The sequence below is a fragment of the Brevibacillus sp. FW306-2-1A-C05A genome (genome assembly GCF_058781555.1).
On sequence record NZ_JBYSWV010000033.1, the window covers coordinates 1 to 26,541 of the forward strand.

Genomic DNA, 26,541 nt, shown 5'->3' on the forward strand with positions numbered 1-26,541 from the left:
GGAAGACCTATACCCGGTTATTCGTTGTCAAAAGACGGACAACCTGTCAGTGACGAACAAATCAAAGAATGGCTATCCGAGCTGATTGCCGATGAAGAATCTGCTTATGGATATCGAAAGCTTACCGTCTGCCTACGGCGAGACCACCAACTGGTCATCAACAAGAAAAAGGTTTACCGCTTGCTGAAAGAAGAAGAACTCCTGCAACCACAACGACAAAAGAAAAGGAAACATCCTCGAAAGTTGGCAAACAACCGAGAGATTACCGCTCCGAATCAATTGTGGGAGATGGACGTAAAATACGGATTTATCGTAGGAGAACAGCGTTTCTTTTTCCTGATGAGTCTCATTGATGTCTATGATCGAGCGATCGTGGACTACCATTTCGGACTGACCTGCGAAGGAAAACATGCTGCTCAGATTCTCCAACGTGCTTTGTGGAAACGGCAGCAATTCAATTGTGATGATCGCCCTGTTATCCGTACGGATAACGGTCCACAGTTTATTAGCCATGCCTTTGAAGAAGCCTGTCAGCATTTCCAAACGGTGCATGAGCGAATTCCTCCAAAGACACCCAATAAAAACGCTCACATTGAGTCATTTCACAGTGTTTTGGAGAAAGAATGTTTGCAGCGGAATGAATTTCAGAGCTATCAAGAAGCCTATGAAATCGTGACAAACTATCTGCTCTTTTATAATCAGCGACGGATTCATGGAAGCTTGTACGATTTATCACCTGTAGAATTTGGTAAAGCCTTTGCCTTGCAACTCATTACACCATTTGTTGTGAAAGTGTAGTATGGCAAAGGATTGCAGAATGATCCCTACTTCAACCTAGCTGACAAGCAGGAAGGAAAACGTCTGGGGTCAAGTGATCTCCTTGACGCTAGGCGTTTTCCTTCCTAGACTCCTAGGTGGTTGAAGGAGGGAAGAAGCATATGAAAATGCGAAAATAAGGGAGAAAGACTCAATTTTTAAGGGGTTAAACCGATTGATCCATCGGTCTAAAGCCGAGGCGGTGAGGTCATATTCCTCCACAATCGCCGCTCTGGGTTTCCCATTTTCATAGAGCTGCACCATTTGTTTTTTGAATTCGGATGCAAACGTACGTCGTTGTTGTTTGGGCTTTGTAGAGATCCGCTCCTTAGTTTAATAGGTTTATTCTACAAGCCCTTATTTTTTCTGTCCAACTTAGTGTAACCGATCCAAGAAGCAACTTTATTTTGTAAAGGCATGCCATATACTCACAAATATCCAGTATATACACTATAGTTTAATCGTTTTACGACATAAACAAGAAAGATCAGCCTTTAGGCTGACCTTTCTTGTTTAAAAAATGAATTCACAGGCATTTTCTATTCGATTAGCACAGAACTTGTTCCATAACCTTCATTCATTTAATCAGTAATTTTTTTAAGCTCAAAAATAGTTGCCTCTGATAACAAGATAAGCCTATCGTTATTAACAACCAAAAAACTTAAGCCTGCAGGTATTCTAAGTTCTGTAGAAGGGTCACTTATACCTACTGCTTTTACTACATCATTTTCATTTAAGTCTGGGATATCTATTTTATATAATCTATAAAAAGAGAGAGAGTTATAGCATGTCGCTGTAATCTCATATAATGGATTTTTTAGTTCATATTGATATTTCTTATAGTTTTTAAGTCCTTTTGATGAAAAAAAGTCTTTTTTGATTATAATTTCATCTCCAATAAATTTTTGCCCTGTTGGATATTCAGAAGCATCATTCCATGAATTTGCAAATCCTAAAAGCTTCTCAACTTTCCACGTTCCATAGAAATATTTTTCAGTTTCACTATCCAAATTTATACGTTCTACAGTACAATATTCAGTGGTATTTTTTGGAATAATAGACTCATCCGTTTCAGGTTTAGGCTCACTAGAAGTATTTGGATTTGATGTCATTTCAACATTTCCACAAGCCGATGCTAGCATCGACATTATCATGATACAAACCAATAATATTTTTTTCATATTTCACACTCCTGTTTATTTTTTGATTGTGTCACAATCTCTTCAGACATCATATGGCTCTTTACTGCGTATCATTTTTTTGCGGTGATAGCAGGATTCAATATGTCAAAACACTGCCGTACGCACTTCATTTGCGTATTTTGAAAAGCTTACCATTAAGCCATTATTGTTGGCTTTGCCCAAAAGCTCTCCATTGGAGCGTTATCCCAACAGTTCCCTTTCTGGCCCATGGAACACCGATAGCGAAACATCCTTTGATAATCGTTTGAGCACTATCGGCTCACGACGTTTATTATATTCACCTGTTATGACGTTTTGGCATACAAAAAAGTTCTGGGGATTTTTTCCTGAATATTTTCGGGTTCTCAAGCTCCGTCTCTGCTATTCCTTCGCATTAATTCGCTTCTGCTTACGCAAGCATACAAAAAAGGCCCTCGCATTAGCGAAGGCTATGTGTTTCAACCAGATTTTTTAGCATTTTTAATATGTTTGCAGAGCAATTGCTGACTTCCGGCTATAAATGCCAATAGACTCCCCGACACAACGAGCAAAAGCAAAGCTACAACCATACCATTAAGTTCTTTAGTTGATGTAAATATTTTCTCTTGCAGCGGTTAACCGCTTGCTGGGATACGTAAAAATACAACAACCACTACAAGTTTTTTGGAGAAAAAAGCAAACGCATGTTCTGTTTTACCAGACTTTGGCGATGCAAACTTCTCTTTTTTGTCCTTTAGCAGAAAGTTTTGTGTGCTAGAATTCGCTCATTCAATGCTCGTGCTACGTATTACGGCCAATATAAAAAAGCCTTTACATAGGGGCGAAGGCTTAGGGCAAGGATTTACATTTGAGGTGGAACCCGGCTGTCTTTTGCTGTGACAAGCCGGGCTTTTACCTGTGCATCTGTTAAGAAAAGCTCTACTGCTAGACAAGCGGCTGGTTGTCTGTCTCTGCCAAGCGATGGCGGACGGCGTAGGAGGCGAGCTGTACCCTGTTTTCCAGTTGCAGCTTGTCCAAAATATTGCGGATGTGGTTTTTGACCGTATTTTCCCGGATCGACAAGGCTTTGGCGATCTGCAGGTTCGTCTTCCCGTGCGCCACGTATTTCGCGATTTCCTGCTCTCGGTTGGTCAGCAGAGAGGGGGGAGGCTCGTCGCTCGTGGACGTGTCCATGAAAGGATAGAGCATTTTTCCGGCAAGCTTGCGCGAGTGGCGGGATTCACCGGAGATCAGCTCCTGCAAATACGATATCCAGTCCTCGTGGTTGGTGTTTTTCAGCAAGTAGCCTTGGGCGCCGTATTGGATTGCCGTAAACAGGTCGACAATGTCGTCGGAGACACTCAGCATGACGATTTTGATAAACGGGTATTGCGCTTTGATGATTCGGGACGCTTCTAGTCCGTTGCACTGCGGCATGGAAATATCCATCAGGACGAGATCAGGCTGATGCAAGCGGCAAAGCTGGATTGCATGCTGGCCATCTCTTGCTTCGTCCACCAGTTCGAATATGCGATGCTCCGCGAGCACGCTTTTAATCGCCTCGCGCGCGTGCGGATGATCGTCTGCGATCAACACCCGAAAAGGCATCATGGGCGATCCTTCTTTCTGTGCGTTTTTGCGCCAATGGCGGATGTTGCGGAAGGGGCACAGCCTTCTGCAAAGAATTGTAGAGGTGGCGACAACGATTGAGAATGACTCAACCTGACTATTCTGTTGCCTTTTTTTGAAGGATGTGTGAAAAGTGTCAACGATTTGGCGAGGAACGAGGGGGCGCGTGCTGCTAGCGTTGCTTGTCTTCTGCCTGCTCGCAATGGCGGCTCGCTTCGTCTACTTGCAGGCGGGCCTGCGCTGCCTTTTTCCGGCAGCTCGGCAAGCGAGGTCAAGACGCTCCTGAACGGCTACGACGGCAAGCTCATCAAGCTGGCGACTGTGGAGGGCGTCGACTGGTACGGCGCACCCTCCGGGCAAGGCGCGGGGGCAGAAGCGATGAAGCGGGAAGTGGCGGCGGCTGGCTGGCGCTTTGTTCAGCAGGAAGGCTCGGGGTACTTTTTTGTGCGGGGCGCGGAGAAGATCGTTATCACGTCAGAGATGTGGACGGGGCGGTACGTGTTGTTTCGGATTCCGGCCAACACGCTGTAAGTCGTGAGGAAGCTGGCTCTCATTATCAAGAGCCGGCTTCTTTTTGTTTGTTCATTTCTTCCAAGGAAATGGCGTTGCAGCTTTTCAAAAAGTCGAGGATGACGCGCGTTTCCTGCTCGGTGTAACGGTCGAGCAGCGCAATCGTCTTGTGCAGGATCGAATCGAACAAAGGCGAGATGTTGTCCGGGCCATGATCGGTTGGCTTGACGACCACTTTTCTGCGGTCTTTCGGGTCTTTGGCCCGCACCACATAGCCTGCCTGCTCCAGACGGTCGATGACGTTGGTGACCGCGCCTGTCGTCAGTCCGGTCAATTCGGCAAGCTGTCCGGCTGTGACCGGACCAGACCTGTACAAAAAGTCCAGGCATTTGTGATCGGTGGCATTCAGGCCCAATTTTTCCGAGATCATTTGATGGAACATGACAGCGCGGGAGCTGTTTGTGCGAATTTCCTGGAGCAGCTCTTGCTGGATGGGGGTAAGGCTGAGTGCAGGGTGCTGGCGATCATCGCTTGACATAACTGGACCTCCGGTGTACGCTTCGAATATATCTTAATCAATTAAGATATATAATCAGTTAAGATAACTGGTTGATTAAGCTTTTTTCTGGACACAAGTATAACACAAAAAGCAAAGCGATTTTCCCCATCCTATAACGGAAAGGATTTGAGCAAAAATGAATCAGCGGGAAAAAGACGTGCACGACCTTCGCGAGGTGTTTGTTGCGCTGGTTGATGCCTGGAATCGGGGAGATGCCGCGGCGTACGGGGATTGTTTTACCGAAGATGCGGACTACGTGACGTTCATGGGGCAGCATCTGAAGGGAAGGGCGCAAATCGCCGAGGTGCATGGGTGGCTGTTTCACGGGCCGTTGAAAGGTTCGAAATTGGAGTCGAGCGCTCTTGCTGAATGCAAGCCGCGGTTTCTTGCAGAAAACGTAGCTGTGGTGCACGCAACGGGCGAGGCCAGACTGGCGAATCCCGAACAGGACCCAAACGACAGAGACTCGATCAATACGAATGTGGTCGTCAAGCAACGTGGCGTGTGGAAAATTACGGCGTTTCACAATTGCCGGATTCAGGAGCTTCCGACAGGCCGGAGGTAGTGCGCTCCGCTTTCCACTGCGCATACTTTTCCGGCAAACAAACTGCGCACGGACGATAGCCCGCTGCCAGAGCCGTTTTTTCATCGGCAAAAAACACCCGCTGGGCCACATACCCGCCTTTGGCTATAGCCCGCAGAGCGGAGGGGCAATCGAGGCGTCCGTATATGTGGCGCCGCCGATATCCTCCCAGCGTACCGCGAGAGTAACTTTGGTTAGGGCGGCGGTCGGGCCCGAGAAGGGTGTAGGTTTTCAGGCCGTTCTGTTGGTGGCTTGCGCCGGGCTTTTCGCTGGCATGCATGCGGCTTCCTCCTGTTTTGGATTGTCATTTCGCCCTCAACAAAAGGAAGCCGCGCAGCCAGGTTGATGCTTTTTCGAGCAGGAGTATTTAGGAGAATTTCGGGATCGCGAACCAGGCGGTCAGGCGGTGGTTGAGCTGCTCTTCAGACAGCTCCGGGAACAGCCGTGCTTCCACTGCCATGTCGTACAGGCGCTCCATCGGCTCGCGGCTGTCCGCTTTTTTGGCTTTCGCGTCGTTTTTCAACAGCTCCCAGATGCCGACGACGTATTCGCGTCTGGTCACATCCTGTTTGCGGAAAAAGTAGTCCAGGCGCTCTACGTGGTCCATGAACTCGTCCCCGAACCGTTTTTCCACCTCGCCGCGCAGCAGCGCGATTTCTGCTTCGTACATCGGACGTTCTTTGCCTTTTTCTTTTCCGATCCACGGCGTTTCCAGCACGAGCGGCAAGTGGCGGATTTTCTCGTGGTTCACGATGTAGCTCATGGCGTCGAAGCCGATCAGTCCGGCACCGATGGGCGCGTGGCGGTCTTTTTGCGCTCCGCGGAAGTTTTTGCTGTCGTTTAGGTGGACGACGGTGAGGCGATCCAGCCCGATAATCCGGTCAAACTGCTCCAGGACGCCGTCAAAATCGTGGACGATATCATAGCCCGCATCGTGAATATGGCAAGTGTCCATGCAGACGGCGAGCTTGCTGTTGTCTTCCACTTTTTCGATGATCGCGGCGATTTCCTCGAAGCTGCGCCCGATCTCCGTTCCTTTGCCCGCCATCGTTTCCAGCGCGATTTTTACGTCGGTGTCTTTGACCCCGGCGAGCACTTCGTTCAAGCCTTCTGCGATTCGCGCAATGCCGTACTCCGCGTCCTTGTCCGTATAGGCGCCCGGGTGGAGCACGATGTTTTTGACGCCGATGTAGTCTGTCCGGCGAATTTCTTCCTGCAGGAAGCGGACGGCCAGCTCGAAGGTGTCTTCCTTGTAGGACCCCAGGTTGATGATGTACGGGGCATGGACGACGATTTCCTCGACGCCATTTTTGGCCATGACTTCCTTGCCCTCGGTGATGTATTGGTCTTCAATCGGTTTGCGCCGCGTGTTTTGCGGTGCTCCCGTGTAGATCATGAACGTGCTAGAGCCGTAGGAAGCGGCTTCCTCGGCGGCATTGAGCAGTCCTTTTCCGGAGAATGAGACGTGCGAGCCTATTTTCAGCATTCAGGTGGAACCTCCTTTGGTTAGTAAAGAAAACGCCATAAATAAAAGGTAGCGTATGACTCCCAGCTCGTCCAATGGCGGGACAGCGCAACGATTTCGGCTTTGGTCGGCTTTCTGTCCGTACCTTGTACGTATTTGATGGCATTGTGCAAGCCGACATCGTCAATGGGAAAAGCAGACGGCATCCTCAGACAGCGCATGAGGACGTAGTTGGCTGTCCACGGACCGATCCCGCGAATGTTGACCAGTGTTTTCTCTGCGTTTTGATAATCTCCTCCGTCCCATAATAGCTCCTTCGACAGTTTCCCTTCAACGATGAGTTGTGCTGCGCCGATCAAGTACTCGCACTTTTTGGCAGTCATCCGCAGCACAGCGAGGTCTTGCACGGTCCGCTCTGCAATGGTTTTTGGAGCAGGAAACACCCAGTATGTTTTGCCTTCGCACACGACGGGCCGTCCGAAATTTTCCACGAGCCGCCGCTTTAATTTGTAGGCGTATGTCAGGTTGATCTGCTGTCCGAGAATCCCCAGCTCATCGCTTCAAACAGGTCGGGGATGCCCATGTTGCGCAGTCCGTAAAACGAATCGACTGCCCTTTCAGCAGGGCGTCTTTTTGCGCCATGTCGTAAAAGGGAGCCAGATTCGTCCCCAGATCGAACCAGTCGTAGACGTACTCCGCGACCCGCGCGCGCACGTCTGCTGTGGGAGTGACGTCGCCGAGAAAGCGAATGTGCAGGTGCGTATCTTCCTCTGCGCGAATTTCTACGACAGGCGTCTGGCCTGCGATCGGGATTGCTTTGTATAGGCGATCGTTTTCAATCTGATACAGGCACTCGTCTTTGGCGCGCGACAAATAATGCGGGTTTTGCGTAAAGGAAAAAGGTGTTGGCACGTGCAAGATGAATTCCTCTCTATTATCGACCCAAGCCCCGGCGGGTAGACCACGGCTCGGCAATTGTGCGGCTGTCTTTCTGCTTTTTTCCGTCATTAAAAAAGCCTCCCTTGTCAGTCTGGCGGCAACCTTCTTAGTTGTATAACAGGAAAGCTGGGCTGTCATTTCGTTATCTTGCTATTTTATTGGAATAGCCGTGCGGATGAGTCCGGCGGAGGATATACTGACGGTGGAGGTGGGCGAAATGGAGCTGGGTGTCACCGAAGAGAGATGGAAAGCGATCATCACCAACGATGCATCCTATGACGACCAGTTTTTTTACGCAGTGAAAACGACCGGAATTTTTTGTCGGCCATCGTGCAAGTCGAAGCCGCCAAGATGGGGCAATGTCCGGATTTTTCAGCAGGCGAGCGAGGCGATTCGCGAAGAGTTTCGTCCGTGCAAAAGGTGCAAGCCTACGGGACAGCGTTTGCCCGATCGGGAATGGGTCGCGCAAATCACCAACTATATCGACGCTCACTACAGCGAAAAGCTGACGTTGGCCCACCTGGCAGACATGTGTCACGGCAGTCCCTATCATTTGCATCGGACATTCAAGCGGATCAAGGAAATGACCCCTGTGGAATACATTCAGCAAAAACGGATCGACAAGGCGAAGGAACTGCTGGCGCACTCTGGCAAGCCGATTGCCGCGATTTCTGCGGAGGTAGGCGTGCCGAATACGCCGTATTTTATCACGCTGTTCAAAAAAACAACGGGACAGACGCCGAGCGAATACCGCCAAAACCAACTGCACGGGAACCAATAATCAGCGGTAGGCTGCGAACAAGATGTGATATCTTGGAGAGAGAAGATCGTGCTGGCACGATCAGGCTGTTCGCAGTCTACTCAGTATGGAGAAAAAGGGGACCTGCCAACATGGGCGATCAAAAAACGCTGCTGCAAGCTTTCAATCAAACGACCTATCAAGTCGCAGGGCACAGCAAGAGGGACATCCGTCAATTGCAGCGCATTTTTCAAGAGGTGGACGGCGATCTGGCTGCGGATGTGTACGGATCGGGAGAAGTCATCGACAACTTTCAAAACAAGATGGCGAAATATTTGGGCAAAGAATCGGCCGTCTTTTTCCCGAGCGGCACGATGGCCCAGCAAATCGCCATGCGCATCTGGTGCGACGCGAAAGGAATCCGCAAAGTGGCCTACCACCCGTTCTGCCATCTGGAGATTCACGAGGAGGACGGGCTGCGGAAGCTGCATCAGATCGAGCCTGTGCTGCTTGCCGACAAAGACCGGGTGATCTCGCTTGCGGACGTTCTGGGCATGAACGAAGAGATCGCCTGCCTGCTGCTGGAACTGCCCCAGCGCGAGATCGGCGGACAGTTGCCGCCGTATGAAGAGCTGGAAGCGATCTCCCACTACTGTCGGGAAAAAGGCATTCGCCTGCACATGGATGGGGCGAGGCTTTTGGAAACGTTGCCGTACTACCAGAAAACAGCCGCCGAGGTCTGCGCCTTGTTCGACAGTGTCTACATTTCCGTCTACAAAGGGATCGGCGGCATTGCCGGAGCGATTTTGGCAGGGGACGCCGCTTTCACGAAGGAAGCGATTGTCTGGAAAAGACGGCATGGCGGCGATTTAATCAGCCTGTATCCGTACATCATTCCGGCTGACGTCTGCTTCGAGGCGAGAAAGGACAAGTTCGCCGAGTATTACGAGCAGGCCAAGGAGCTTGCCGGATTGTACAACCAGTGCCACGGCATTTCCACGCGGCCGACTGTGCCGGTATCCAACATGTTTCACGTTCACATCAGCTTGCCCAAGGAGCGGTTGGAGCCTATCCTGCTCGCCGTGTGCGAGGAGACGGGAGTGGGGCTCTCGCATTATGTTCGGGAGGTAGACGAGGCTACCAGCTACTATGAGGTCAGCCTCGGCGACCGCTATGCGACGATCCCGAAGGAAAAGCTGCAAAACGTCTTTCAGGTGCTCGATCAGAAGGTGAGAGAGGCTTTGCAGGCGTAGCAGGGAGCGTTCATGAGCGAGCGAGGAATTTTTGGCAGTTGTACACGATGACAGGTAGGCAAGCGGCTTGAGTGGGGTACACTAGCGGAATAAACTTGAAAAAAAGCAGGAGGGCCACTATGCGAATCAGCTTGGCGAGTATTTTTGTAGACGATCAGAACAAGGCGCACAAGTTTTACACGGACGTCCTCGGGTTCGTGACCAAAATGGACATTCCAATGGGCGGGGTCAAATGGTTGACGGTGGTGTCTCCGGAAGACCCGGATGGTGTGCAACTCGTTTTGGAGCCAAACACGAATCCTGCGGCTTTGGCCTACCAAAAAGCCATTTTTGAGCAAAACATCCCGGCGACGGCGTTTGAAGTGAGCGACGTTCACAAGGAGTACGAGCGGCTGACCAAGCTCGGCGTCGTCTTTACGAAGGCGCCGACGGAAGCCGGAGACGTGACCTTGGCTGTATTGGACGATACGTGCGGCAATCTGATCCAAATTTATCAAATGTCATGAGCAGGGCAGAGCGCCGATAAGGAAAAGGAACGGCCATTTTCCAAAAACTGAAACATTTGCACGTTGCTCCCGTATGAAAAAAGAAAGGGTTTGCAGGGGAGGGGTAGCCGTGTTTCAGGAATTGAACGGCCAGGTTGCACAAGTCAAAGCCCAACTGCGCCAAAAGCTTCATGCGGAGCACAACGTGAAGCTTTTGCAGGAGCAGTACAAAGAAGCCGTGCAAAAACGCGAGTTGCTGCACAAGCAATTGCAGCGGGAGCAGCGCGACGTGGATAAATTGACCGGCATGTCCTTTGGCGCGTTTTTTTACAGCCTGATTGGAAAAAAAGAAGAGAAGCTGTCCAAGGAAACGGAAGAGCTTTTGCAAGCGAAAATGAAGTACGAGGAAGCGGCCGATACCGTAAAAGAGCTGGAAGAGGAGCTTGCAGAGGTAGAGCGCAGGCTGCAGCAGATGTCGGATCTGGAAGCGCGGCTCGTCGCTCTGCTCGTCGAGAAGGAGCGGCTGATTCGCAAGCAGCGGCCTGAGCTGGCGATGCAGCTACGTGTACATACCGAGCGGGAAGCCGAACTGGGAGCGCACGAAAAAGAGCTGCAAGAGGCGATCAGCGCGGGGAGTGCCGCGATTTTGCAGCTCCGCAAGGCGATCGACAAGCTCGACTCCGCCAGCTCCTGGGGGACGTGGGACATGTTCGGCGGCGGTGCGATTTCCACCGCGATGAAGCACAACCGGATCAACGAAGCCCGCGAGTCGATCCACCAGGCGCAAAAAAGCTTGCGGCGATTCGAGCGGGAGCTGCAAGACGTGCAGCGCCAGAGCCACATTCGCATCGAGATTGGCGAAATGCTGACCTTCGCAGACTTTTTCTTCGACAACATCATTACCGACTGGATCGTCCAGGATCGCATCTCGACGTCGCTGCGCCAGGCGAAGGAAAAGCGGTCGAAGGTGGAAAGTCTGTTGAACGACCTCCAGCGGGAACTGAAGGCGGTGGAAGCCGAGATAGCCGAGCTTCGGCAAAAATCGCTTGCTTTAATTGAAAATGCGTGAGGCAAAAAGCAAAAGCCTGATCGTCCCCAACCAGACTGGATGCGATCAGGCTTTTTGCTATTGCTGTCGCTATTCGCGGCTGCCCGCCTCCACCCCGAAGCGTGAAAACAACTGCCAGATCAGCTCGCGCCTGCTGGATACCCCCGTTTTCACGAAAATCGACTTCAAATGATCCTGCACCGTATAAGCGGAGATGTGCAACGCGCGGGCCAGCTCCTTGGTGGACGAGCCGCGGAGAACAAGACGGCGAGGTGGACAGCGCCGTCCATGCCGTGCATCGGGCTTGCCTGAATCGTGACATACGGGCCGTCCGGCATGCGGATGCACACTTTGGCCATGGAGGCTTTGGGGGGCAGGCTCGTTCAACTGCGCCAACGCCCGGAAGCAGACGGCGCGCACTGGCCGGGGCAAAATGTGGCGATCGATCGACTCCCACCTGCGCAACAGCGAAAGCCACCTGTCTGCGGTGGCGTTGGCCGAGTGGATAGCCAGCCGCTCAGACATCATGACGATTCCCGTCTCTTCCTCCATCCAGGAGGTGTCCTCGGCTGGCAGGGAGAGGGCTGTTTTTCGCAAATGGTAGGCGATCAGCGGTGCCAGCTCTGCCATCCACTCGCGCTCCTCCTCGCTAAAAACAGGACGCCCCTGAAAGCGAAACAGCGTCAAAAATCCCCAGCAAGCCCCATCGTACTTGAGCGCTGCTCGCAACTCGTCAGCAAAGCCTGCCGGGAGCAAGACGTTGCGGTAGCGCTCACTCTTCGCAAGCTCTCCGCCTGTCGCTTGATACAGCGTGGCGACAGGCTCTGCCGCCCTGCTCAGTTGTTCGTAACGGATGAAGTCTTCGCGTAAATATTCGTGCTTGAAAATGCCGTGGTGTATCGCTTCCACGCCGTCTTCCGTGATCGCGCCTGTCGACAGCAGCGTCTGCGGGTCGACCGCCGTGCAGCAAGCCCCGTCAAAAGGCAGGCACTCCCGCAGCAACTGCAGGAGTGCCGTCCGGTAATCCTGGGAGGAAGCGGGGTGGCGCCGAGCGAGCGCGAGCAGTTTTCGTTTGCTTGCTTCCCATTTTGCATTCATCTGCGCGTTCTCCTGTGTGGAGCGAGCGAAGGAAATCCCATATTTGTGGGATGGTACTCCCTTGGCTCATCTCTATAATTGAGAACAATTCTTAATGAATGCGGGCCAAAAGTCAACGCTCGTCTCCCGATTTCCCCGATCTATCCATTACGCAAGGAGTTGGAAAAGACTTCATGACGTTTATTTACCGTCAATTTGCCCGTGTCTTCGTCGGCGGGCTCGCTGCCATGGCGCTTTTGGCAGGCTGCGCAGCCGATACGTCCAATCAGCAAAAGGAAGCGGCGAGCGCATCCAGCGACAGCCCAGCCGCCGCGATCACGCTGCTGACACCGAAGGCTCCCTCCCTGATTCCGGCCGTCTATATGGAAAACACAGCGGCAGCAGGGACGTTCAAAGTAGCCACTTGGGACTCGCTGGAACAACTGCTGGCTGGCATCCAGAGCGACGAAGCGCCGCGGCGCAGATTCTTGCGCAGGCTCAGCGCAGGACGGCCGAGGCGGGACTTGCGGCGCGTGTCACGTTGCAGGAGGGAACGGTGGACGCGCTGCCTGAGCAGCCGGCCTACGCAGCGGCGACCTGCCTGCTCGTGCTTCATTTTGTCAAAGGACTTGCGGCAAAACGAGAGCTGCTGCCGCAAATCGCGGCTCGCTTGCGGCCAGGCGCCCCGTTTTGTCTCGCGACGATTGCGGGCGATCCGCAGTCGCAGTCGTTTCGCTTGCAGACGCAAGCCTGGCAGACACATATGCTCGACAACGGCATCGCCATGGCGGAGTGGGAACGTTTTGCGGCTTCGCCCGGCAACGAGTCCGATCCAATCCCGGAATCTCACGTGCAGGCGCTGATGGCGGAGGCTGGCTTCGAGCACGCTACCCGCTACTTCGGCTCCTATCTGGTCCACGCCTGGTTCGCTGTGAAAAGGTAGCGGGGAGAACGGCCCCCCTGCCCCGAAAGGACGCGCCAGTGACAAACATCGGCCTGGGCCGAGGGCGCGTACTTGCGTCAACAAAACCAACCCGATACGACCGCTTTGCCTGCCCGCAGGCGGTCACACCCATCTTGTGAAACACGGCGGGACGTTTTTCACAGCAAAAGGACGAGAGCTTATGGATAAAGACAAAATTGTCGTAGTGGGTGGCTACGGCTACGTGGGCGCGACAATATGCAAAGAGCTGGGGAACCTATACCCCGGCCGCGTGTATGCGGCAGGGCGCAGCCTGGAAAAAGCGGAAGCGTTTTGCCGGGAAACGGCGGGGAAAGTGCGTCCGCTCCGGTTCGACCTGCGCCAGCTATGACGTGACGCTGCATCACCGCCGGGTGTCCGTCCGAAGCATGACAGACGGCAAGCTCGCCGACTTCGGGGGCCGTCTGGGGAAAAAGCAAAAAGCAGGCGTACCGCTTTCCTTTTTCCGATCAACAGACATTGGCCCGGACGCTCGGTGTCCCATCGGTATCGACGCGGCTGTGCTTCGACCAGGAGTGGGTAGCGCGGCTTGCGGCAGGGCTGTGCCGATTGCTGCGCAAGCCGCGGGTGCATGAGGCAGCCGTAGCGGCGTTTGCGGGGCTGAAAATGGGCGATGACCGCTTCGCCGTCAAGGTCGAGGCACGGGGAAAAGCGGGAAAGCGCGCGGCCATCGCGGAGTGTCTTTTGCACGGGCACGATCAGTCGAAAATGACCGCCAAAGTGGCTGCCGCCGTCGCAAAAGCGTTGTATTCACAAGCTTTTCCGCATGGGGTGTACCATATTGAACAGTTGTTTAAACTGGAACAAATGAAGAATTGGCTCGAGCAGGAGGCTTCGCTCTGCGTCACTGTCAAGGAAAGCCGTTAGTCTGTGCAGGGTCGGGAGAACGATTCTTCCGGCCCGAGCTGTTGACAAGGAGTTATTCCCGTTTTATAATTATCTCAAATTAAAGATATTCACTGCACATACTCGCTTGCTTGTCGCCAGACTTCCTCGCGTGCAGTCAGTATCCAGCGCAATCGCAATCCAACGTTTTTGTTTCTCTAATATCTCAAATTTAAGATATTAAAAATCCAGAAAAAATGAAGCCATTCGCGACGATGAGGAGGAGTTTTTTATGAGCGAGTTTTCTGTATTGGTGAAAAAACGGCGGTCCGCCAATAAATTTGTCCCGTCCGTTCCGATCTCTACGGCTGACATCGAGGACATCATGTCGCTCGTCAAGTTTGCGCCATCTGCTTTCAATTTGCAGCACGCGCACTATGTCGTCGTCACAGACCCGGAGACGAAGGAGCGAGTATATGAAGCGGCGCAGAGACAATATAAGGTAAAAACAGCTTCGGCAGTCATCATCGTGTTGGGCGACCTGGAAGCCTACAAAAACGCAGGCCGCATCAACGAAGGGCTGCTGCACCTGGGCGTCATGGACCAGCGCGAATACGATCATACTGTTTCGTCTGTCCATTCCTTTTACGAAGCAGGGGGAGAGCCGTTCAAACGGGACGAAGCGATTCGCAACGCCAGCTTGTCCGCTATGCTGTTCATGCTCGCTGCCAAGGACAAAGGCTGGGATACTTGCCCGATGATCGGCTTCGATCCGGAGGCGGTCCGCGAGATATTGCAAATTCCTGACCGCTACGTCCCGGCGATGATGATTACGATCGGTAAAGAAGACACGTCCAGCCAACGTGTACGAGGATACCGCAAGCCAGTCGGAGAGTTCGTCAGCTACAACACTTTCCGGTCCGAATCAAAAACAGGAGGTACAAGCAAATGACACAGCAAACAGCAGGCATTCACCATATTACCGCTTTTGTGAAAAGCGCACAGGACAACGTCGACTTTTACGCAGGGATTCTCGGCCTGCGCCTGGTCAAAAAAACAATCAACTTCGACGCCCCGGAAGTGTACCATCTGTACTTCGGCAACGAGGTAGGCAGCCCGGGTACCGCGATCACCTTTTTCCCATGGGAGACAGCGCGCCGCGGCCGTGTAGGCGGCGGGCAGGTTGGCTATACGACGTTTCTGGTTCCGACAGGCTCCATGGCTTTCTGGGAAGAGCGCCTGAACAAGTTCGGCGTCGAGTACAAGCGTGTGGAACGCTTTCACGAAACGTACCTGCAATTTACCGACAGAGACGGCTTGCAGTTGGAGCTTGTCGAGCGCGAAGGCGGCCCCGCGAGCAAGTGGGCATTCGGAGGCGTCCCGGCTGACAAAGCGATCAAAGGGTTCGGGGGAGCGATCCTCTACAGTGTCGCGCCCGACCACACCATGGCAGTATTGGAAAAACTGATGGGCCTGACCAAAGTAGGCGAAGAAAACGGCCTCGTCCGCTTCCGGGCGCACGGCGACCTGGGCAATGTCATTGACGTCAATGCCGAGCCGATGCCAAGGGGAGCAGGGGGAGCGGGTACCGTCCACCATATCGCCTGGCGGGCCAAGGACGACCAGGATCATCGCCTGTGGCAGTCGCGCGTGGCGCAAGCGGGCCTTCAGCCGACAGACATCGTCGACCGCCAGTATTTCCATGCGATCTACTTCCGCGAGCCGGGCGAAATCTTGTTCGAGATTGCCACCGATCCGCCAGGCTTTGAGCGCGACGAACCGTTTGACGCATTGGGCGAAAAGCTGATGCTGCCAGAGTGGTACGAGCCGCATCGCGCCCAGATCGAGCAAGGCTTGACCCCGATCACTGTACGCGTACTGGAGGAGGATAAGTAATGAAGCACATTTTTCGCAAAGGAACGGACCTCGCCGCTCCCACCTTGCTGTTGCTGCACGGCACGGGCGGAGACGAAAACGATCTGGTGCCGCTGGCGCAGCTCATCCATCCGGGGGCTTCTGTGCTCAGTGTCCGAGGCAATGTTTTGGAAAACGGCATGCCGCGATTTTTTCGCCGTCTGGCCGAGGGTGTTTTCGACGAGGAAGATTTGGTCTACCGCACGGAGGAGTTGCACGAGTTTTTGGATCAGGCAGCGGTCCAATACCAGTTGGACAGGGAAAACATCGTGGCAGTCGGGTATTCCAACGGTGCCAACATCGCCGGGAGCCTGCTGTTTCACTATTCGAATCCGCTGCGCGGCGCGATTTTGTACCACCCGATGGTTCCGCGGCGCGGGATTCCTCTGCCTGACATGAGCGGACTTTCGGTGTTCATCGGGGCGGGAACGAACGATCCGATCTGCTCACCGCTGGAGTCCGAGGAACTCAAGCAGCTTTTGGCCTCGGCGGGTGCCGACGTGACGCTGCATTGGGAATCGAACGGCCACCAGTTGACCAGGATGGAAGTAGAGACTTCGGCCCAATGGTTTGCGAAACAGTTTAGCGAGTGACAAAAAAAGCAGCAGAGCCGCGACGTTCTGCTGCTTTTTTGCGTGTTCCTGCCAGCCGACGCCGCTTGGGCCGAGCAGCGGCATCATGATTTCCTTACATTCCGATCGGAGGAAACGATTAGAGGAAAAGGCACAGAAGGGAGCGGCCCGAGCTTGTCGCAAGCCGCATCTACGCCGTTTTGTCAACGCTTGTTCATCTGACGTTCATACAGTTCCGCTATCATGAGGGAACCGCAAGCCATGCGGGCATGCAGACGAGCTTTAACGCCAGCAGCAGCCAACAAAGCGGCCAAAACCTACCCGCCTATCAGGTGGCGATCACATCCCAAGAAATGGCGTAACAGGCTGAAACAAAGGAGATGCTACCTTGTATAATCAGATCAGCCCGCGATTTGGCTGGCAAGCTTCAGCCCGCTGGCGCAAGTCTTTGGATACGTGCCGGAACGTAAGGAGGGGAGCCAGATGAAAATAACGATTCTCGTAGCAGACGACGATGCGCACATTCGCGAACTACTGCGATTTTATTTGGAAAAAGAAGGGTATCGGGTGCTGGCTGCCGCAGATGGCAGTCAGGCGTCGGCATTGCTTGAGCAGGAGAAGGTGCAACTGGCGATTGTCGATGTGATGATGCCAGGCAAAAACGGCTGGGAGCTGTGCAAGGAGATTCGCGACTACTACGACCTTCCCGTCATCATGCTGACGGCAAAAGGCGAGGTGCGGGACAAGGAGAAAGGGTTTTTGGCCGGAACCGACGACTATTTGACCAAGCCGTTTGAGCCGACGGAATTGCTCTACCGGATCAAAGCCTTGCTGCGCCGCTACCAGATGGTCAGCAAACAGGTCATTGTCATGCACGATACCGTCATCGACCGGGTGAGCCACGTCGTGAAAATCAAGGACGAAGCTGTACATCTCCCGCTCAAGGAGTTCGAACTGCTCGCCCAACTCGCCAGCTTTCCCGACCGGACCTTTACGCGGGATCAACTGCTGGATTTGGTCTGGGGCGGAGACAACGAGAGCGACAGCCGCACGATTGACGTCCACATCAAGCGGCTGCGGGAAAAGTTTACGGACAAAACGGACGACTTTGTCATTTCGACCGTTCGTGGCCTCGGCTACAAGCTGGAGGTGCGCAACGGATGAAATCGCTCTACTTCCGGGTCGTCCTCCTGTTTGTCGCGATTGTCCTCATCAGCGGAACGCTCGGCTTTTTGCTCGCCAACGAGTACTACCAGCGCAACATGCGCGCCTACAACGAACAGAAAATTGCGCGGATCGGGCAGGAGATCGTTGCTTTGTACACGGACAAATCCGGCATGGATCTGCACGCGTTTATGACACATGTCGCCAACCTCAATTTTCAGTTGTACCTCGTGGACGAGCGCGGACAAGCGACATCGTTCGGCGCGCCTTTTCGCGACCACCAGCTCGCACGAGAGACGGTGCAAAAGGTGCTGGCCGGGGAAATGTACAGAGGGATCACGGAAGAACAGCACGGGTTGTTCGTGACCGGATTTTTCGAGAATACGCTGAAAAACAGCATCGGCTTGCCGCTGGAAGCGGAAGGGAAAACATACGCCTTGTTTGTGCGGCCCAGCATCGAGCAGCAATTTGGCGAAGTCCACGTAATGTTTGCCGTGCTCTTGGCTGCGATGTTTCTGCTCAGCCTGCTGTTCATCCTGGTGTTTACGCGTTATTTGGTGCGGCCGATTCAAAAGCTGAGCCACGCGACGAAAAAGCTGGCGGAAGGCGAGTACGAAATCCAGCTCGACATCGCCCGCAAAGACGAAATCGGCGAACTGGCTGCCAACTTCGCGCAAATGGCCGAGTCGCTGAAGCAGCTCGATGACATGCGCCAGGAGTTTGTGTCCAACGTCTCGCACGAAATCCAGTCTCCGCTCGCCTCCATTCAGGGCTTTTCGCAGGCGATCCGCAGCGGTGGCGTGACGGAGGTGCAGAGGGATGAGTACTTGACGATCATCGAGGAGGAGAGCCGCCGTCTCTCATCTTTGAGCAAACAGCTTTTGACGCTCGCTTCACTGGATAAAGAGACGGGCTTGTACGAGCCGACTGTCTATCGGCTGGACGAGCAGTTGCGACAGGTCGTTTTGCTGCTGGAGCGCCAATGGCAGCAAAAAAGCCTGGAGTTAGAGCTGGATTTGCCGGACACGCTCATCACGGCAGACAAGCAACTGCTGAATCAGGTGTGGATCAACCTGTTGTCCAACAGCATCAAGTTTACTCCGCCGCACGGCACGATTTCCTTGTCGATCCAGCAAGCGCCGTCTGATCTCGTCGTGACGATTCGCGATACGGGGATCGGCATTTCGGAGGAGGAGCGGCAGCATATTTTTGAGCGCTTTTACAAAGGGGACAAGTCCCGCAATCGGGAAGCGACAGGCAGCGGGCTTGGACTCGCGATCGTCCATAAAATCGTGCAGGCGGCAAAAGGCATCATCGACATCGACAGTGACATAGGAGCAGGCACGACAGTCAAGGTCAGCCTGCCCGCGCATGAACGCCCCCGGAAGTAAGACAGGCCGGGGGCGCTTTCGTTTGCTGCGGAGTCATAAATGCAGCGGCTATCCATTACGCTAGGAAAAGGATGTTGGCTTTCCGACGCAGAGGCAAATGCAAATTCGCGGAAAAGTGCCCGGACGGCGAACAGCGCAAAACCATACTTTTTTCCGACAAAGAGGGGCTGCGGGATGAATACTGGACTCTACGATTACTGGCTCGTCTTTCTGGCAGGCTTGTTCAGCGCTCCCCACTGCCTGGGGATGTGCGGCGGGATCATGTCGGCCATGACGCTTCAGTCCAAAGCGTCTCTGTTGCAAACGATTCTGGCTTACAATGCGGGCCGGATTGTGACGTATATGGCCGTAGGCGCATTCATGGGTTTCGCCGGGTCGTTTGTGAATGCGGCAGGCGTGGTCATCGGATTGCAGGGCATTGCCAATATCGCCGGAGGGCTGTTCATCATTCTCTGGGTCGTCAAAAAGTTCGCTTTGCCCTTGGACAAATACAGCCCGCTCCAGCTTTCGTCCGCGCAAAAGTTGTTGCACCTGCTCAAATCACGGCAAGGAATCGCGCCAGTGCTGGTCAGCGGGCTTTTGCTCGGCTTTTTGCCGTGCGGGCTGACCTATACGATGCATATGAAAGCAGCCGCGACCGGAAGCATGGCGCAAGGGATGGCGACTTTGGGCGTGTTTGGCCTTGGCACGTTGCCCGCGCTCGCGGCGATTGGCCTGTTTTCTTTTGTCCTGACCAAAACACTGCGTGTCAAGGTGCTCTTCGTCGGCAATGCGCTCGCGCTATGTATCGGAATCTTGTCTGTGTTGCGCGGCCTGGCGATCAACGGCTGGATTCCTACCGTCAACCCGTGGCTGTGGTAGGTGAGGCGGCGGGCTCATGGCTCGACGCGAAAAGGATAGGTGGTGCTCATGGCTTTGCCGTCAAGCTCAAATGTAATCGTAGCCAGCCAATCGCCCAGCATGGTCGGTATGATTTGCGCGACGTATTCACCTTCCTTTTCCTTCACGGCTTCGAAGACGATTGCCCCGTGGTCCATGTTCGGCATGGTCAGGGAGACGGATACGGTAGCAGTTTCCAGCTTGGCTGCATGCTCGGCCGGAACGGTTATGCGCAGCGTGTTTTCTTGCACATTTTTGGCCGGGGACGGATCGAGCGCTACTTGCAAAGGAATCGACAGCTCCTCAAGCATCGGCGTGTTCGCTTGCTGCGTGGCAGCGGTACTGGCGTGCCCGACATGGTCCTGGGGGGCACAGCCAATGAGGGTAAATGGAGCCAGCAGCAGGCACGACAGCCGAAGGGCGACAAATTTGCGCATCATGTTCACCACTTTCCCATAAGTTACAAGCTTCCCTATCGTATTCACGGCCGCTGCCGTTCATACTTCATCTTCTACGAAATTGTCCTGGCGCATAGGTTGGACATGAGGACATGTTCGGAAGCTGAAGGGGAGTTTTTTCATGACCATCCACCAAACGTATCAGGTTACAGGCATGACCTGCGCAGCGTGTGCCAACAGGATTGAGAAACGGCTGCGCAAGGTCCAGGGTGTGCAGGAGGTACACGTCAATCTGACGACCAACAAGGCGCGGGTAGCCTTTGACCCTTCGCAAACCAACGATCAGGAGATCATGACGAAAATCGAGCAGCTCGGTTTTTCCGCGAGCTTGAAGCAGGAAGAGACGCAAGGGGAAAAAAGGGCGCTGCTCTGGCGGTTTATTTTCTCGGCCATTCTGACGATGCCGCTGTTGTGGGCGATGGCGGCGCATTTTTCTGTGACGTCGTTTCTATGGGTGCCGCCTTTGTTTCTGGCGCCTTTGTTCCAGTTCGCGCTGACCCTGCCGATTCAGTTGTTCATCGGGCAATCGTTTTACATCGGGGCGTGGAACGCCTTGAAAAACCGCTCGGCCAACATGGACGTGCTGGTCGTGCTGAGCACCTCGACCGCTTTTTTGTACAGCCATTACTTGACCTTTACGACCATCGGGCAGGCGAATCACGGCCTGACTGTCTACTACGAGTCTTGCGCGGTAATCTTCACGTTTTTACTGCTGGGCAAATATTTGGAGGCGATGGCGAAGGACCGGACGAAACATGCCATCGGACAACTGCACGAACTGCAACCGGCGCTGGCGCATGTGGTGCGCGGCGAAGAGGTGTGTACGGTTCCTGTCGAGCAGCTTGCGGTGGGCGATATTTTTCTCGTCAAGCCAGGCGAGCGGGTACCGACGGACGGGATCGTGCTGGAAGGGCACGCGAGCGTCGACCAGTCGATGTTCACGGGGGAAAGCCTGCCTGTAGAAAAATGGAGCGGGCATTCCGTAATCGGGGCGACGCTGAACCAGAGCGGCTGGCTGAAGGTCAAGGCGACGAAGGTCGGGGAAGACACGGCGCTGACGCAGGTGATCCGTACGGTGGAGGAAGCGCAGTTGTCGAAGGCGCCGATCCAGCGGGTGGCGGATGAAATTACCGATGTGTTTGTGCCGATCATCATTGCGATTGCCGCTGTGACGTTTTTGGCCTGGTACTACGTCTTTGCGCCTCAAGACTTGGGCGGGGCGCTGGAAAAGGCGATTGCCGTCCTCATTATCGCTTGTCCGTGCGCACTCGGGCTGGCTACTCCCATGTCGATCCTAGTCGTATCCGGCAGAGCGGCGCAGATGGGCATTCTGTTCAAGCAGGGAAAGTATTTGGAGGCGTTGCAAAAGATCGACACGATTGTGTTTGACAAAACAGGCACGTTGAGCAGAGGGGCGCACGAGGTCGTCGGCGTCAACACGCGCGGATGGAGCGAGGCGGCGTTTTGGCGCCTGGTGGCCGGGGCGGAAATGACCTCTGAGCACCCGTTGGCGGCAACGATTGTGGCCCATGCGAAAAAACAGGGGCTGTCCATCCCGACAGCCACGTCCTTTTCCTCGCTGCCCGGCTATGGAATCGAGGCGATAGTGGAAGGGCATGCAGTGGTGGTCGGTTCCCCCAAGCTGCTGACCCGAAACAACGTGGACATCGGCACTGTGCTCGATCAGTTGGTGCGGCACGGAGCGGAAGGGAAAATGGTGCTGCTCGCAGCCATCGACGGGCGGCTGGCCGGGTATGTGGTGCTGTCGGACCAGTTGAAAAGAGACGCGAAAAAAGCGGTCGCCCAACTGCGAAAAATGGGCAAGGACATCATCATGATTACGGGAGACAACCCATATACGGCGAAAAGCGTGGCGAGACAGGCGGGAATCGAGCAAGTGTACGCGGGAGTGCTGCCTGCCCAAAAGGCGGAGTTGATCTTGCGCCTGCAAGAAAAAGGGAAAAAAATCGCCATGGTCGGCGACGGGGTCAACGACGCGCCTGCTCTGACCGCAGCGAGCGTCGGCATTGCGCTGGGAACGGGAGCGGACATTTCCAAGGATTCAGCCGATGTCGTCATCATGCACGGCGAGGTAAAAGGGGTGGTCCACGCTATCCGGCTCAGCCAAATGGCGATGAAAAACATCCGGCAAAACTTGTTTTGGGCTTTTTTTTACAATGCGATCGCAATTCCGGCGACAATGCTCGGCTTTTTGGCGCCGTGGCTGGCAGGAATCGCCATGGCGTTCAGCTCGCTGTCGGTCGTGCTGAATTCCTTGCGCTTGCGAAAAGGGCGCATGGAAAAATAAAAAAACCGAGCGATCACGTAGCTCGGACAGTCGATCTCTGTTCTTTGGCATGCTCTACTCCCGCTGAGATCAGATGGCGCACGTGGTCATCGTCCAGCGAATAAAAGACGAGCTTGCCTTCTTTGCGGTATTTGGCCAGGCCCATGTTGCGCAGAAGCCGCAAATGATGCGAGGTGTTGGCGATGGAGCTGCCGATGATGGCTGCGACGTCACAGACGCACAGCTCGTCTTCCATGGACAAAATATGAATGATTTTCGCCCGGGTGTCGTCGGCGAGCGCCTTGAAAATTTTCGCTACCCCTTCGGATTCTGTAGCGTACGGCTTCAAGCGACTGACTTTTTCTTCGTCATAGCATTGAATCTCACAGATGTCGTCCACCGTAAAAATCACCTCTTGCTTACTTCAATGTCCTACTATTATAGACATTCGCGCGAAAAGAGAAAAGGCATTTTGCAGTCCCGGCTGGCCAGAATGCGGACTCGGCATACAACTCCAGCGATCAGGCTCATTTTCCGCGGGCGATCGTCATAGCTCTTTGATAGGGGGTTTTTCCTGATTATTCCAGACAACCTCAAGGCTGCTGCCTGCCCGTGGCAGGGCGAGCGGCTAAGCGCCCCTTCTAGCACAGTGTCAAAAGAGATGAGGTGGAGGACTATGCCAAAGACGGGTCAACAGACGCGTTACAAGCTGGTAATTGTGGGAGGCGGGAGTGCAGGCATCACGGTCGCAGCGCAACTCCTGCGCAAATCGCGCGAACTCGCGGGGCAGATTGCCATTGTCGATGATGCGGCCAAGCACTACTATCAGCCGTTGTGGACGCTTGCAGGTGCCGGAGTTGTCAGCAGGGAGGTGACCGTACGCGACGAAGCGGCGGTCATTCCGAGAGGCGCGATATGGGTCAGAGAGGCCGTCACGCAATTTTTGCCAAAAGACAACGCCGTCATGATGGCGTCCGGAAACAAGCTGCACTACGACTATCTGGTTGTCGCAGCCGGAATCCAGATCGATTGGGACAAAGTAAAAGGTCTCAAGGAGAGCATCGGCAAAGCAGGCGTATGCAGCAACTACTCGTACGACTACGTCGCGAGCACATGGGAGAGCATCCGCCAGTTTCAGGGCGGGACGGCGATCTTCACCCAGCCGAACACCCCGGTGAAATGCGGCGGCGCTCCGCAAAAAATCATGTACCTGGCGGACGATTACTTTCGCCGGTCGGGTGTGCGCTCGCAATCCATCGTCCGGTTTGTTTCGGGGGCGTCGACCATTTTCGGCGTGCAAAAGTATGCCGATGCCTTGCAGAAGGTCGTCGACAGAAAACAGATTTATACAAGCTTCCAGCACAACCTCGTGGAGATTCGCGCGGACCAAAAGCAAGCGGTCTTCGAAAACGTGAATACCCGCGAGCTCGTGCCGATGGCCTACGATATGATTCACGTCGTGCCGCCGATGAGCGCCCCTGATTTTATCAAAAAAAGCCCGCTCGCCGCTGCTGACGGCTGGCTGGACGTGGATAAGCATACGCTGCAGCACACGCGTTTTGCCAACGTTTTCGGGCTCGGGGATTGCGCCAATCTGCCGACCTCCAAAACAGGCGCGGCCATCCGCAAGCAGGCTCCGGTCGTCGTGCAAAACCTGCTGTCGCAAATCAACGGCAAGCCGGACTATCGGCAATACAACGGCTATACTTCCTGCCCGCTCGTAACGGGCTACGGCAAATTGATTTTGGCGGAATTTGATTACGAGCAGATTCCACGGGAGACGTTCCCGTTCGATCAATCCCGTGAACGGCGTAGCATGTACTGGTTGAAAAAAGAGCTGCTTCCCGTCATGTATTGGCACGGCATGCTCAAAGGCAGGATGTAGGACAGACAAACGCGGATAAGAAAGAAGGAGGGCGACGGTATGCTGCTCAAATTTTTTTACGACGACAAATTGGCCCAGGCTTCCTATCTGGTCGGCTGCCAGGCGGCAGGCGAAGCGATTGTGATTGATCCGGCGCGCGACATCGAGCAGTATGTGCAGACGGCAAAAGCAAACGGCGTGCAGATTGTCGGCGTGACGGAAACCCATATCCATGCCGACTTCCTCTCCGGTGCGCGGGAACTCGCGGCCAGACTCGGAGCCGTCCTCTATTTGACAGACGAAGGAGGGCCGCAGTGGCGCTACGCATACGCCGCCGGGTACAGCCACCGCTTGCTCAAAGACGGGGATACATTCCAGATCGGCAAGCTGGCCTTCGAGGTGCTCCACACGCCAGGACATACGCCGGAGCATATTGCGCTGCTCTTGACGGACGGCGGCTCGCCAGCGAATGAACCGATTGGCATTTTTACCGGGGACTTCGTGTTTGTCGGTGACGTCGGCCGCCCGGACCTGCTGGAAAAAGCGGCGAACGTGAGCGGCTCCGCCGAAGAGCTGGCGCGCCAAATGTTTCACTCGCTGACGCGCTTCAAGCAGCTCCCCGACTATTTGCAAGTCTGGCCGGGGCACGGGGCCGGCAGTGCGTGCGGCAAGGCGATCGGGGCCGTCCAGTCGTCGACGGTCGGGTATGAGAAGCGCACGAATTGGGCGTTGCAGCATGAAAATGAACAGGAGTTCGTGCAAAGCTTGCTTGCGGGCCAGCCTGAGCCGCCGACTTATTTTGCGATGATGAAGCATTGGAACAAAGTAGGGCCGCGGCTGGTGCAGCAAATAGCCGCACCTGTGCATGCAGAAGCCTCCATCAGCGTAGTGGAAGCGTGGACGAAACGGGGCGTTGTCGTGGATACCCGTCCGCCAGGCTTGTTTGCCAAAAAACATGTGCCGGGAGTCATCAACCTGCCGTACGACAAATCTTTTCCCACGTGGGCGGGCTGGCTGCTGGACTATGAACGCCCCGTGTACCTGCTCGCCGACCAGCAGTCCGTTCCTGCTGTTTTGAAAGATTTGCAGTCGATTGGGCTGGATCAGGTAGCAGGTGTGATGGACCCTGCTGTCTACGAGCTTGCTTGCGATTCGCGGTTTGAATCCTACGCAGAAATCACGCCCGGGGAGGCGCGAGAGCAGGTGCAGGCAGGACAACTGTACGTGCTCGATGTCCGTTACCAAAAAGAGTGGGAGGCAGGCGCTATCCCGGGAGCGAAGCACATCATGCTAGGCTACTTGCCAGAGCGCATGCAGGAGCTGCCGCGCGATACTCCGATCCTGGTTCAGTGCAAAAGCGGGCGACGATCCGCGGTAGCCGTGAGTTTGCTGCGGGCCAACGGCTTTTCCCGTGTGCAAAATTTGCTCGGCGGCTTTGACGAATGGGCGAGACAAGGCTTTCCGATCGCAAGGTAGCGGGAGCCAGCGCCCCAGGACGATCAGCGTCTCGCGAGCAATTGCAGAGGATAGCAGTAGTGCCCCTCCCTGTTTTCGTGTAAGATGGACATGATTGCATTTGTACGTGATTGTGAAAACAGGGAGAGAAAGCGATGAGTTTCCAACAAAAATGCGCAAAGTGCCGTTCCAAGAAAATCGACTTTACCGAAACGATCAACCGACCTTTATATATTTCCATCTACGCGGCTGTACTGGTGGTGCTCGGGGTGATCGGCGTCTCCGTGAAAGGAACGCCTGTCATTTTCCTGTTTCTCGGTCTGATGGGCGCATTCGTGCTGTTTGCCGTTCGCATGCACCTGGAAAAGAAAAAAATTCTTAAATGCGTCTGCCTGGACTGTGGCGAGCGTTGGCAAACGGCTGCCAACGCTGCACAGAAGCAGACGAAGTAACGAAAAAAAGGCTCTAGCTCCGCCGCAGTGTCGTT

General features: G+C 54.3%; 29 protein-coding genes and 1 pseudogene. 20 read left to right on the forward strand and 10 right to left on the reverse strand.

The annotated features are described in order from the left end of the window. Nucleotides 1-798, forward strand: a 798-nt coding sequence (locus AC3WJN_RS18115; protein WP_492329309.1) for an IS3 family transposase, incomplete at its 5' end; no start/stop codon positions are given. 69 nt (nucleotides 799-867) lie between these two features. Here AC3WJN_RS18115 and AC3WJN_RS18120 read toward each other — a convergent pair. The 3 genes from AC3WJN_RS18120 to AC3WJN_RS18130 form a co-directional block, all read right to left on the reverse strand. After that, nucleotides 868-1,080, reverse strand: a complete 213-nt coding sequence (locus AC3WJN_RS18120) for a helix-turn-helix domain-containing protein (protein WP_433947764.1) — start codon at nucleotides 1,078-1,080, stop codon at nucleotides 868-870. 317 nt (nucleotides 1,081-1,397) lie between these two features. Next, on the reverse strand, nucleotides 1,398-1,997 hold the full coding sequence (locus AC3WJN_RS18125; protein ID WP_007781380.1) for a hypothetical protein: 600 nt from the start codon (nucleotides 1,995-1,997) through the stop codon (nucleotides 1,398-1,400). 924 nt (nucleotides 1,998-2,921) lie between these two features. Then, the gene (locus AC3WJN_RS18130; protein ID WP_433947711.1) at nucleotides 2,922-3,587 is read right to left on the reverse strand and encodes a response regulator; all 666 of its coding nucleotides are present in this window, start codon (nucleotides 3,585-3,587) and stop codon (nucleotides 2,922-2,924) included. A 144-nt stretch (nucleotides 3,588-3,731) separates the two neighbouring features. Between AC3WJN_RS18130 and AC3WJN_RS18135 the strand changes: the two genes are divergently transcribed. After that, nucleotides 3,732-4,136: a hypothetical protein gene (locus tag AC3WJN_RS18135; RefSeq protein ID WP_433947710.1), complete on the forward strand. Its 405-nt coding sequence runs from the start codon at nucleotides 3,732-3,734 to the stop codon at nucleotides 4,134-4,136. A gap of 25 nt (nucleotides 4,137-4,161) precedes the next feature. On the opposite strand, the gene AC3WJN_RS18140 is transcribed toward AC3WJN_RS18135, so the two are convergent. Continuing rightward, nucleotides 4,162-4,653, reverse strand: coding sequence for a MarR family winged helix-turn-helix transcriptional regulator (locus tag AC3WJN_RS18140; protein ID WP_005832633.1), 492 nt, complete (start codon nucleotides 4,651-4,653; stop codon nucleotides 4,162-4,164). A gap of 157 nt (nucleotides 4,654-4,810) precedes the next feature. Here AC3WJN_RS18140 and AC3WJN_RS18145 point away from each other — a divergent pair, with 157 nt between their 5' ends. After that, entirely contained in the window at nucleotides 4,811-5,239 is a 429-nt protein-coding gene (locus tag AC3WJN_RS18145; RefSeq protein ID WP_005832635.1) for an SgcJ/EcaC family oxidoreductase, read from the forward strand. On the opposite strand, the gene AC3WJN_RS18150 is transcribed toward AC3WJN_RS18145, so the two are convergent. The 3 genes and pseudogenes from AC3WJN_RS18150 to AC3WJN_RS18160 form a co-directional block, all read right to left on the reverse strand. Continuing rightward, entirely contained in the window at nucleotides 5,187-5,537 is a 351-nt protein-coding gene (locus AC3WJN_RS18150; RefSeq protein WP_007779436.1) for an Ada metal-binding domain-containing protein, read from the reverse strand. The two genes, AC3WJN_RS18145 and AC3WJN_RS18150, sit on opposite strands and share 53 nt — an antisense overlap. A gap of 87 nt (nucleotides 5,538-5,624) precedes the next feature. Next, on the reverse strand, nucleotides 5,625-6,743 hold the full coding sequence (locus AC3WJN_RS18155) for a deoxyribonuclease IV (protein WP_005832638.1): 1,119 nt from the start codon (nucleotides 6,741-6,743) through the stop codon (nucleotides 5,625-5,627). Nucleotides 6,744-6,763: 20 nt separating this feature from the next. Further along, nucleotides 6,764-7,730: pseudogene (locus AC3WJN_RS18160) on the reverse strand (DNA-3-methyladenine glycosylase family protein). A 148-nt stretch (nucleotides 7,731-7,878) separates the two neighbouring features. Between AC3WJN_RS18160 and AC3WJN_RS18165 the strand changes: the two are divergent. From AC3WJN_RS18165 to AC3WJN_RS18180, 4 genes are all read left to right on the forward strand, one after another. Then, the gene (locus AC3WJN_RS18165; protein WP_005832641.1) at nucleotides 7,879-8,442 is read left to right on the forward strand and encodes a bifunctional transcriptional activator/DNA repair enzyme AdaA; all 564 of its coding nucleotides are present in this window, start codon (nucleotides 7,879-7,881) and stop codon (nucleotides 8,440-8,442) included. 110 nt (nucleotides 8,443-8,552) lie between these two features. After that, a complete protein-coding gene (locus AC3WJN_RS18170; protein WP_007779427.1) occupies nucleotides 8,553-9,653 on the forward strand; it encodes a threonine aldolase family protein in 1,101 nt (366 codons plus the stop codon). A gap of 119 nt (nucleotides 9,654-9,772) precedes the next feature. Next, nucleotides 9,773-10,159, forward strand: coding sequence for a VOC family protein (locus AC3WJN_RS18175; protein ID WP_005832645.1), 387 nt, complete (start codon nucleotides 9,773-9,775; stop codon nucleotides 10,157-10,159). A 109-nt stretch (nucleotides 10,160-10,268) separates the two neighbouring features. After that, entirely contained in the window at nucleotides 10,269-11,207 is a 939-nt protein-coding gene (locus AC3WJN_RS18180; RefSeq protein WP_007779423.1) for a coiled-coil domain-containing protein, read from the forward strand. Nucleotides 11,208-11,276: 69 nt separating this feature from the next. On the opposite strand, the gene AC3WJN_RS18185 is transcribed toward AC3WJN_RS18180, so the two are convergent. Further along, nucleotides 11,277-12,284: a helix-turn-helix transcriptional regulator gene (locus AC3WJN_RS18185; protein ID WP_007779420.1), complete on the reverse strand. Its 1,008-nt coding sequence runs from the start codon at nucleotides 12,282-12,284 to the stop codon at nucleotides 11,277-11,279. 535 nt (nucleotides 12,285-12,819) lie between these two features. Between AC3WJN_RS18185 and AC3WJN_RS18190 the strand changes: the two genes are divergently transcribed. From AC3WJN_RS18190 to AC3WJN_RS18230, 9 genes are all read left to right on the forward strand, one after another. Beyond that, nucleotides 12,820-13,206: a hypothetical protein gene (locus AC3WJN_RS18190; protein WP_007779415.1), complete on the forward strand. Its 387-nt coding sequence runs from the start codon at nucleotides 12,820-12,822 to the stop codon at nucleotides 13,204-13,206. Nucleotides 13,207-13,387: 181 nt separating this feature from the next. After that, on the forward strand, nucleotides 13,388-13,576 hold the full coding sequence (locus AC3WJN_RS18195; protein WP_007779412.1) for a hypothetical protein: 189 nt from the start codon (nucleotides 13,388-13,390) through the stop codon (nucleotides 13,574-13,576). Nucleotides 13,577-13,704: 128 nt separating this feature from the next. Continuing rightward, entirely contained in the window at nucleotides 13,705-14,112 is a 408-nt protein-coding gene (locus tag AC3WJN_RS18200; RefSeq protein ID WP_369750387.1) for a hypothetical protein, read from the forward strand. 250 nt (nucleotides 14,113-14,362) lie between these two features. Continuing rightward, entirely contained in the window at nucleotides 14,363-15,022 is a 660-nt protein-coding gene (locus AC3WJN_RS18205; protein ID WP_005832654.1) for a nitroreductase family protein, read from the forward strand. After that, the gene (locus AC3WJN_RS18210; protein WP_005832656.1) at nucleotides 15,019-15,966 is read left to right on the forward strand and encodes a ring-cleaving dioxygenase; all 948 of its coding nucleotides are present in this window, start codon (nucleotides 15,019-15,021) and stop codon (nucleotides 15,964-15,966) included. The genes AC3WJN_RS18205 and AC3WJN_RS18210 overlap by 4 nt, the downstream gene beginning before the upstream one ends. After that, complete coding sequence (locus AC3WJN_RS18215; RefSeq protein WP_005832657.1) at nucleotides 15,966-16,577, forward strand: alpha/beta hydrolase; 612 nt, start codon at nucleotides 15,966-15,968, stop codon at nucleotides 16,575-16,577. The genes AC3WJN_RS18210 and AC3WJN_RS18215 overlap by 1 nt, the downstream gene beginning before the upstream one ends. Nucleotides 16,578-17,039: 462 nt before the next feature. Then, nucleotides 17,040-17,720, forward strand: coding sequence for a response regulator transcription factor (locus AC3WJN_RS18220; protein ID WP_005832659.1), 681 nt, complete (start codon nucleotides 17,040-17,042; stop codon nucleotides 17,718-17,720). Then, entirely contained in the window at nucleotides 17,717-19,111 is a 1,395-nt protein-coding gene (locus tag AC3WJN_RS18225; protein ID WP_005832661.1) for a sensor histidine kinase, read from the forward strand. The genes AC3WJN_RS18220 and AC3WJN_RS18225 overlap by 4 nt, the downstream gene beginning before the upstream one ends. Nucleotides 19,112-19,285: 174 nt before the next feature. Beyond that, nucleotides 19,286-19,972 (forward strand): sulfite exporter TauE/SafE family protein, encoded by a 687-nt coding sequence (locus AC3WJN_RS18230; RefSeq protein ID WP_007779401.1) that lies wholly within the window; start codon nucleotides 19,286-19,288, stop codon nucleotides 19,970-19,972. Nucleotides 19,973-19,986: 14 nt separating this feature from the next. On the opposite strand, the gene AC3WJN_RS18235 is transcribed toward AC3WJN_RS18230, so the two are convergent. Beyond that, nucleotides 19,987-20,430, reverse strand: coding sequence for a FixH family protein (locus tag AC3WJN_RS18235; protein ID WP_007779397.1), 444 nt, complete (start codon nucleotides 20,428-20,430; stop codon nucleotides 19,987-19,989). A gap of 139 nt (nucleotides 20,431-20,569) precedes the next feature. On the opposite strand from AC3WJN_RS18235, the gene AC3WJN_RS18240 reads away from it, so the two are divergent. Further along, a complete protein-coding gene (locus AC3WJN_RS18240) occupies nucleotides 20,570-22,756 on the forward strand; it encodes a heavy metal translocating P-type ATPase (RefSeq protein ID WP_007779394.1) in 2,187 nt (728 codons plus the stop codon). 13 nt (nucleotides 22,757-22,769) lie between these two features. On the opposite strand, the gene AC3WJN_RS18245 is transcribed toward AC3WJN_RS18240, so the two are convergent. Then, nucleotides 22,770-23,135, reverse strand: coding sequence for an ArsR/SmtB family transcription factor (locus AC3WJN_RS18245; protein ID WP_007779391.1), 366 nt, complete (start codon nucleotides 23,133-23,135; stop codon nucleotides 22,770-22,772). A 276-nt stretch (nucleotides 23,136-23,411) separates the two neighbouring features. On the opposite strand from AC3WJN_RS18245, the gene AC3WJN_RS18250 reads away from it, so the two are divergent. From AC3WJN_RS18250 to AC3WJN_RS18260, 3 genes are all read left to right on the forward strand, one after another. Beyond that, a complete protein-coding gene (locus AC3WJN_RS18250) occupies nucleotides 23,412-24,620 on the forward strand; it encodes an NAD(P)/FAD-dependent oxidoreductase (RefSeq protein WP_007779388.1) in 1,209 nt (402 codons plus the stop codon). Nucleotides 24,621-24,659: 39 nt separating this feature from the next. Beyond that, nucleotides 24,660-26,075 carry an MBL fold metallo-hydrolase gene (locus tag AC3WJN_RS18255; RefSeq protein WP_007779385.1) on the forward strand — a complete coding sequence of 472 codons (1,416 nt, stop codon included), beginning with the start codon at nucleotides 24,660-24,662 and terminating at the stop codon, nucleotides 26,073-26,075. 134 nt (nucleotides 26,076-26,209) lie between these two features. Beyond that, nucleotides 26,210-26,506 carry a hypothetical protein gene (locus AC3WJN_RS18260; RefSeq protein WP_005832674.1) on the forward strand — a complete coding sequence of 99 codons (297 nt, stop codon included), beginning with the start codon at nucleotides 26,210-26,212 and terminating at the stop codon, nucleotides 26,504-26,506. Nucleotides 26,507-26,541: the final 35 nt, after the last annotated feature.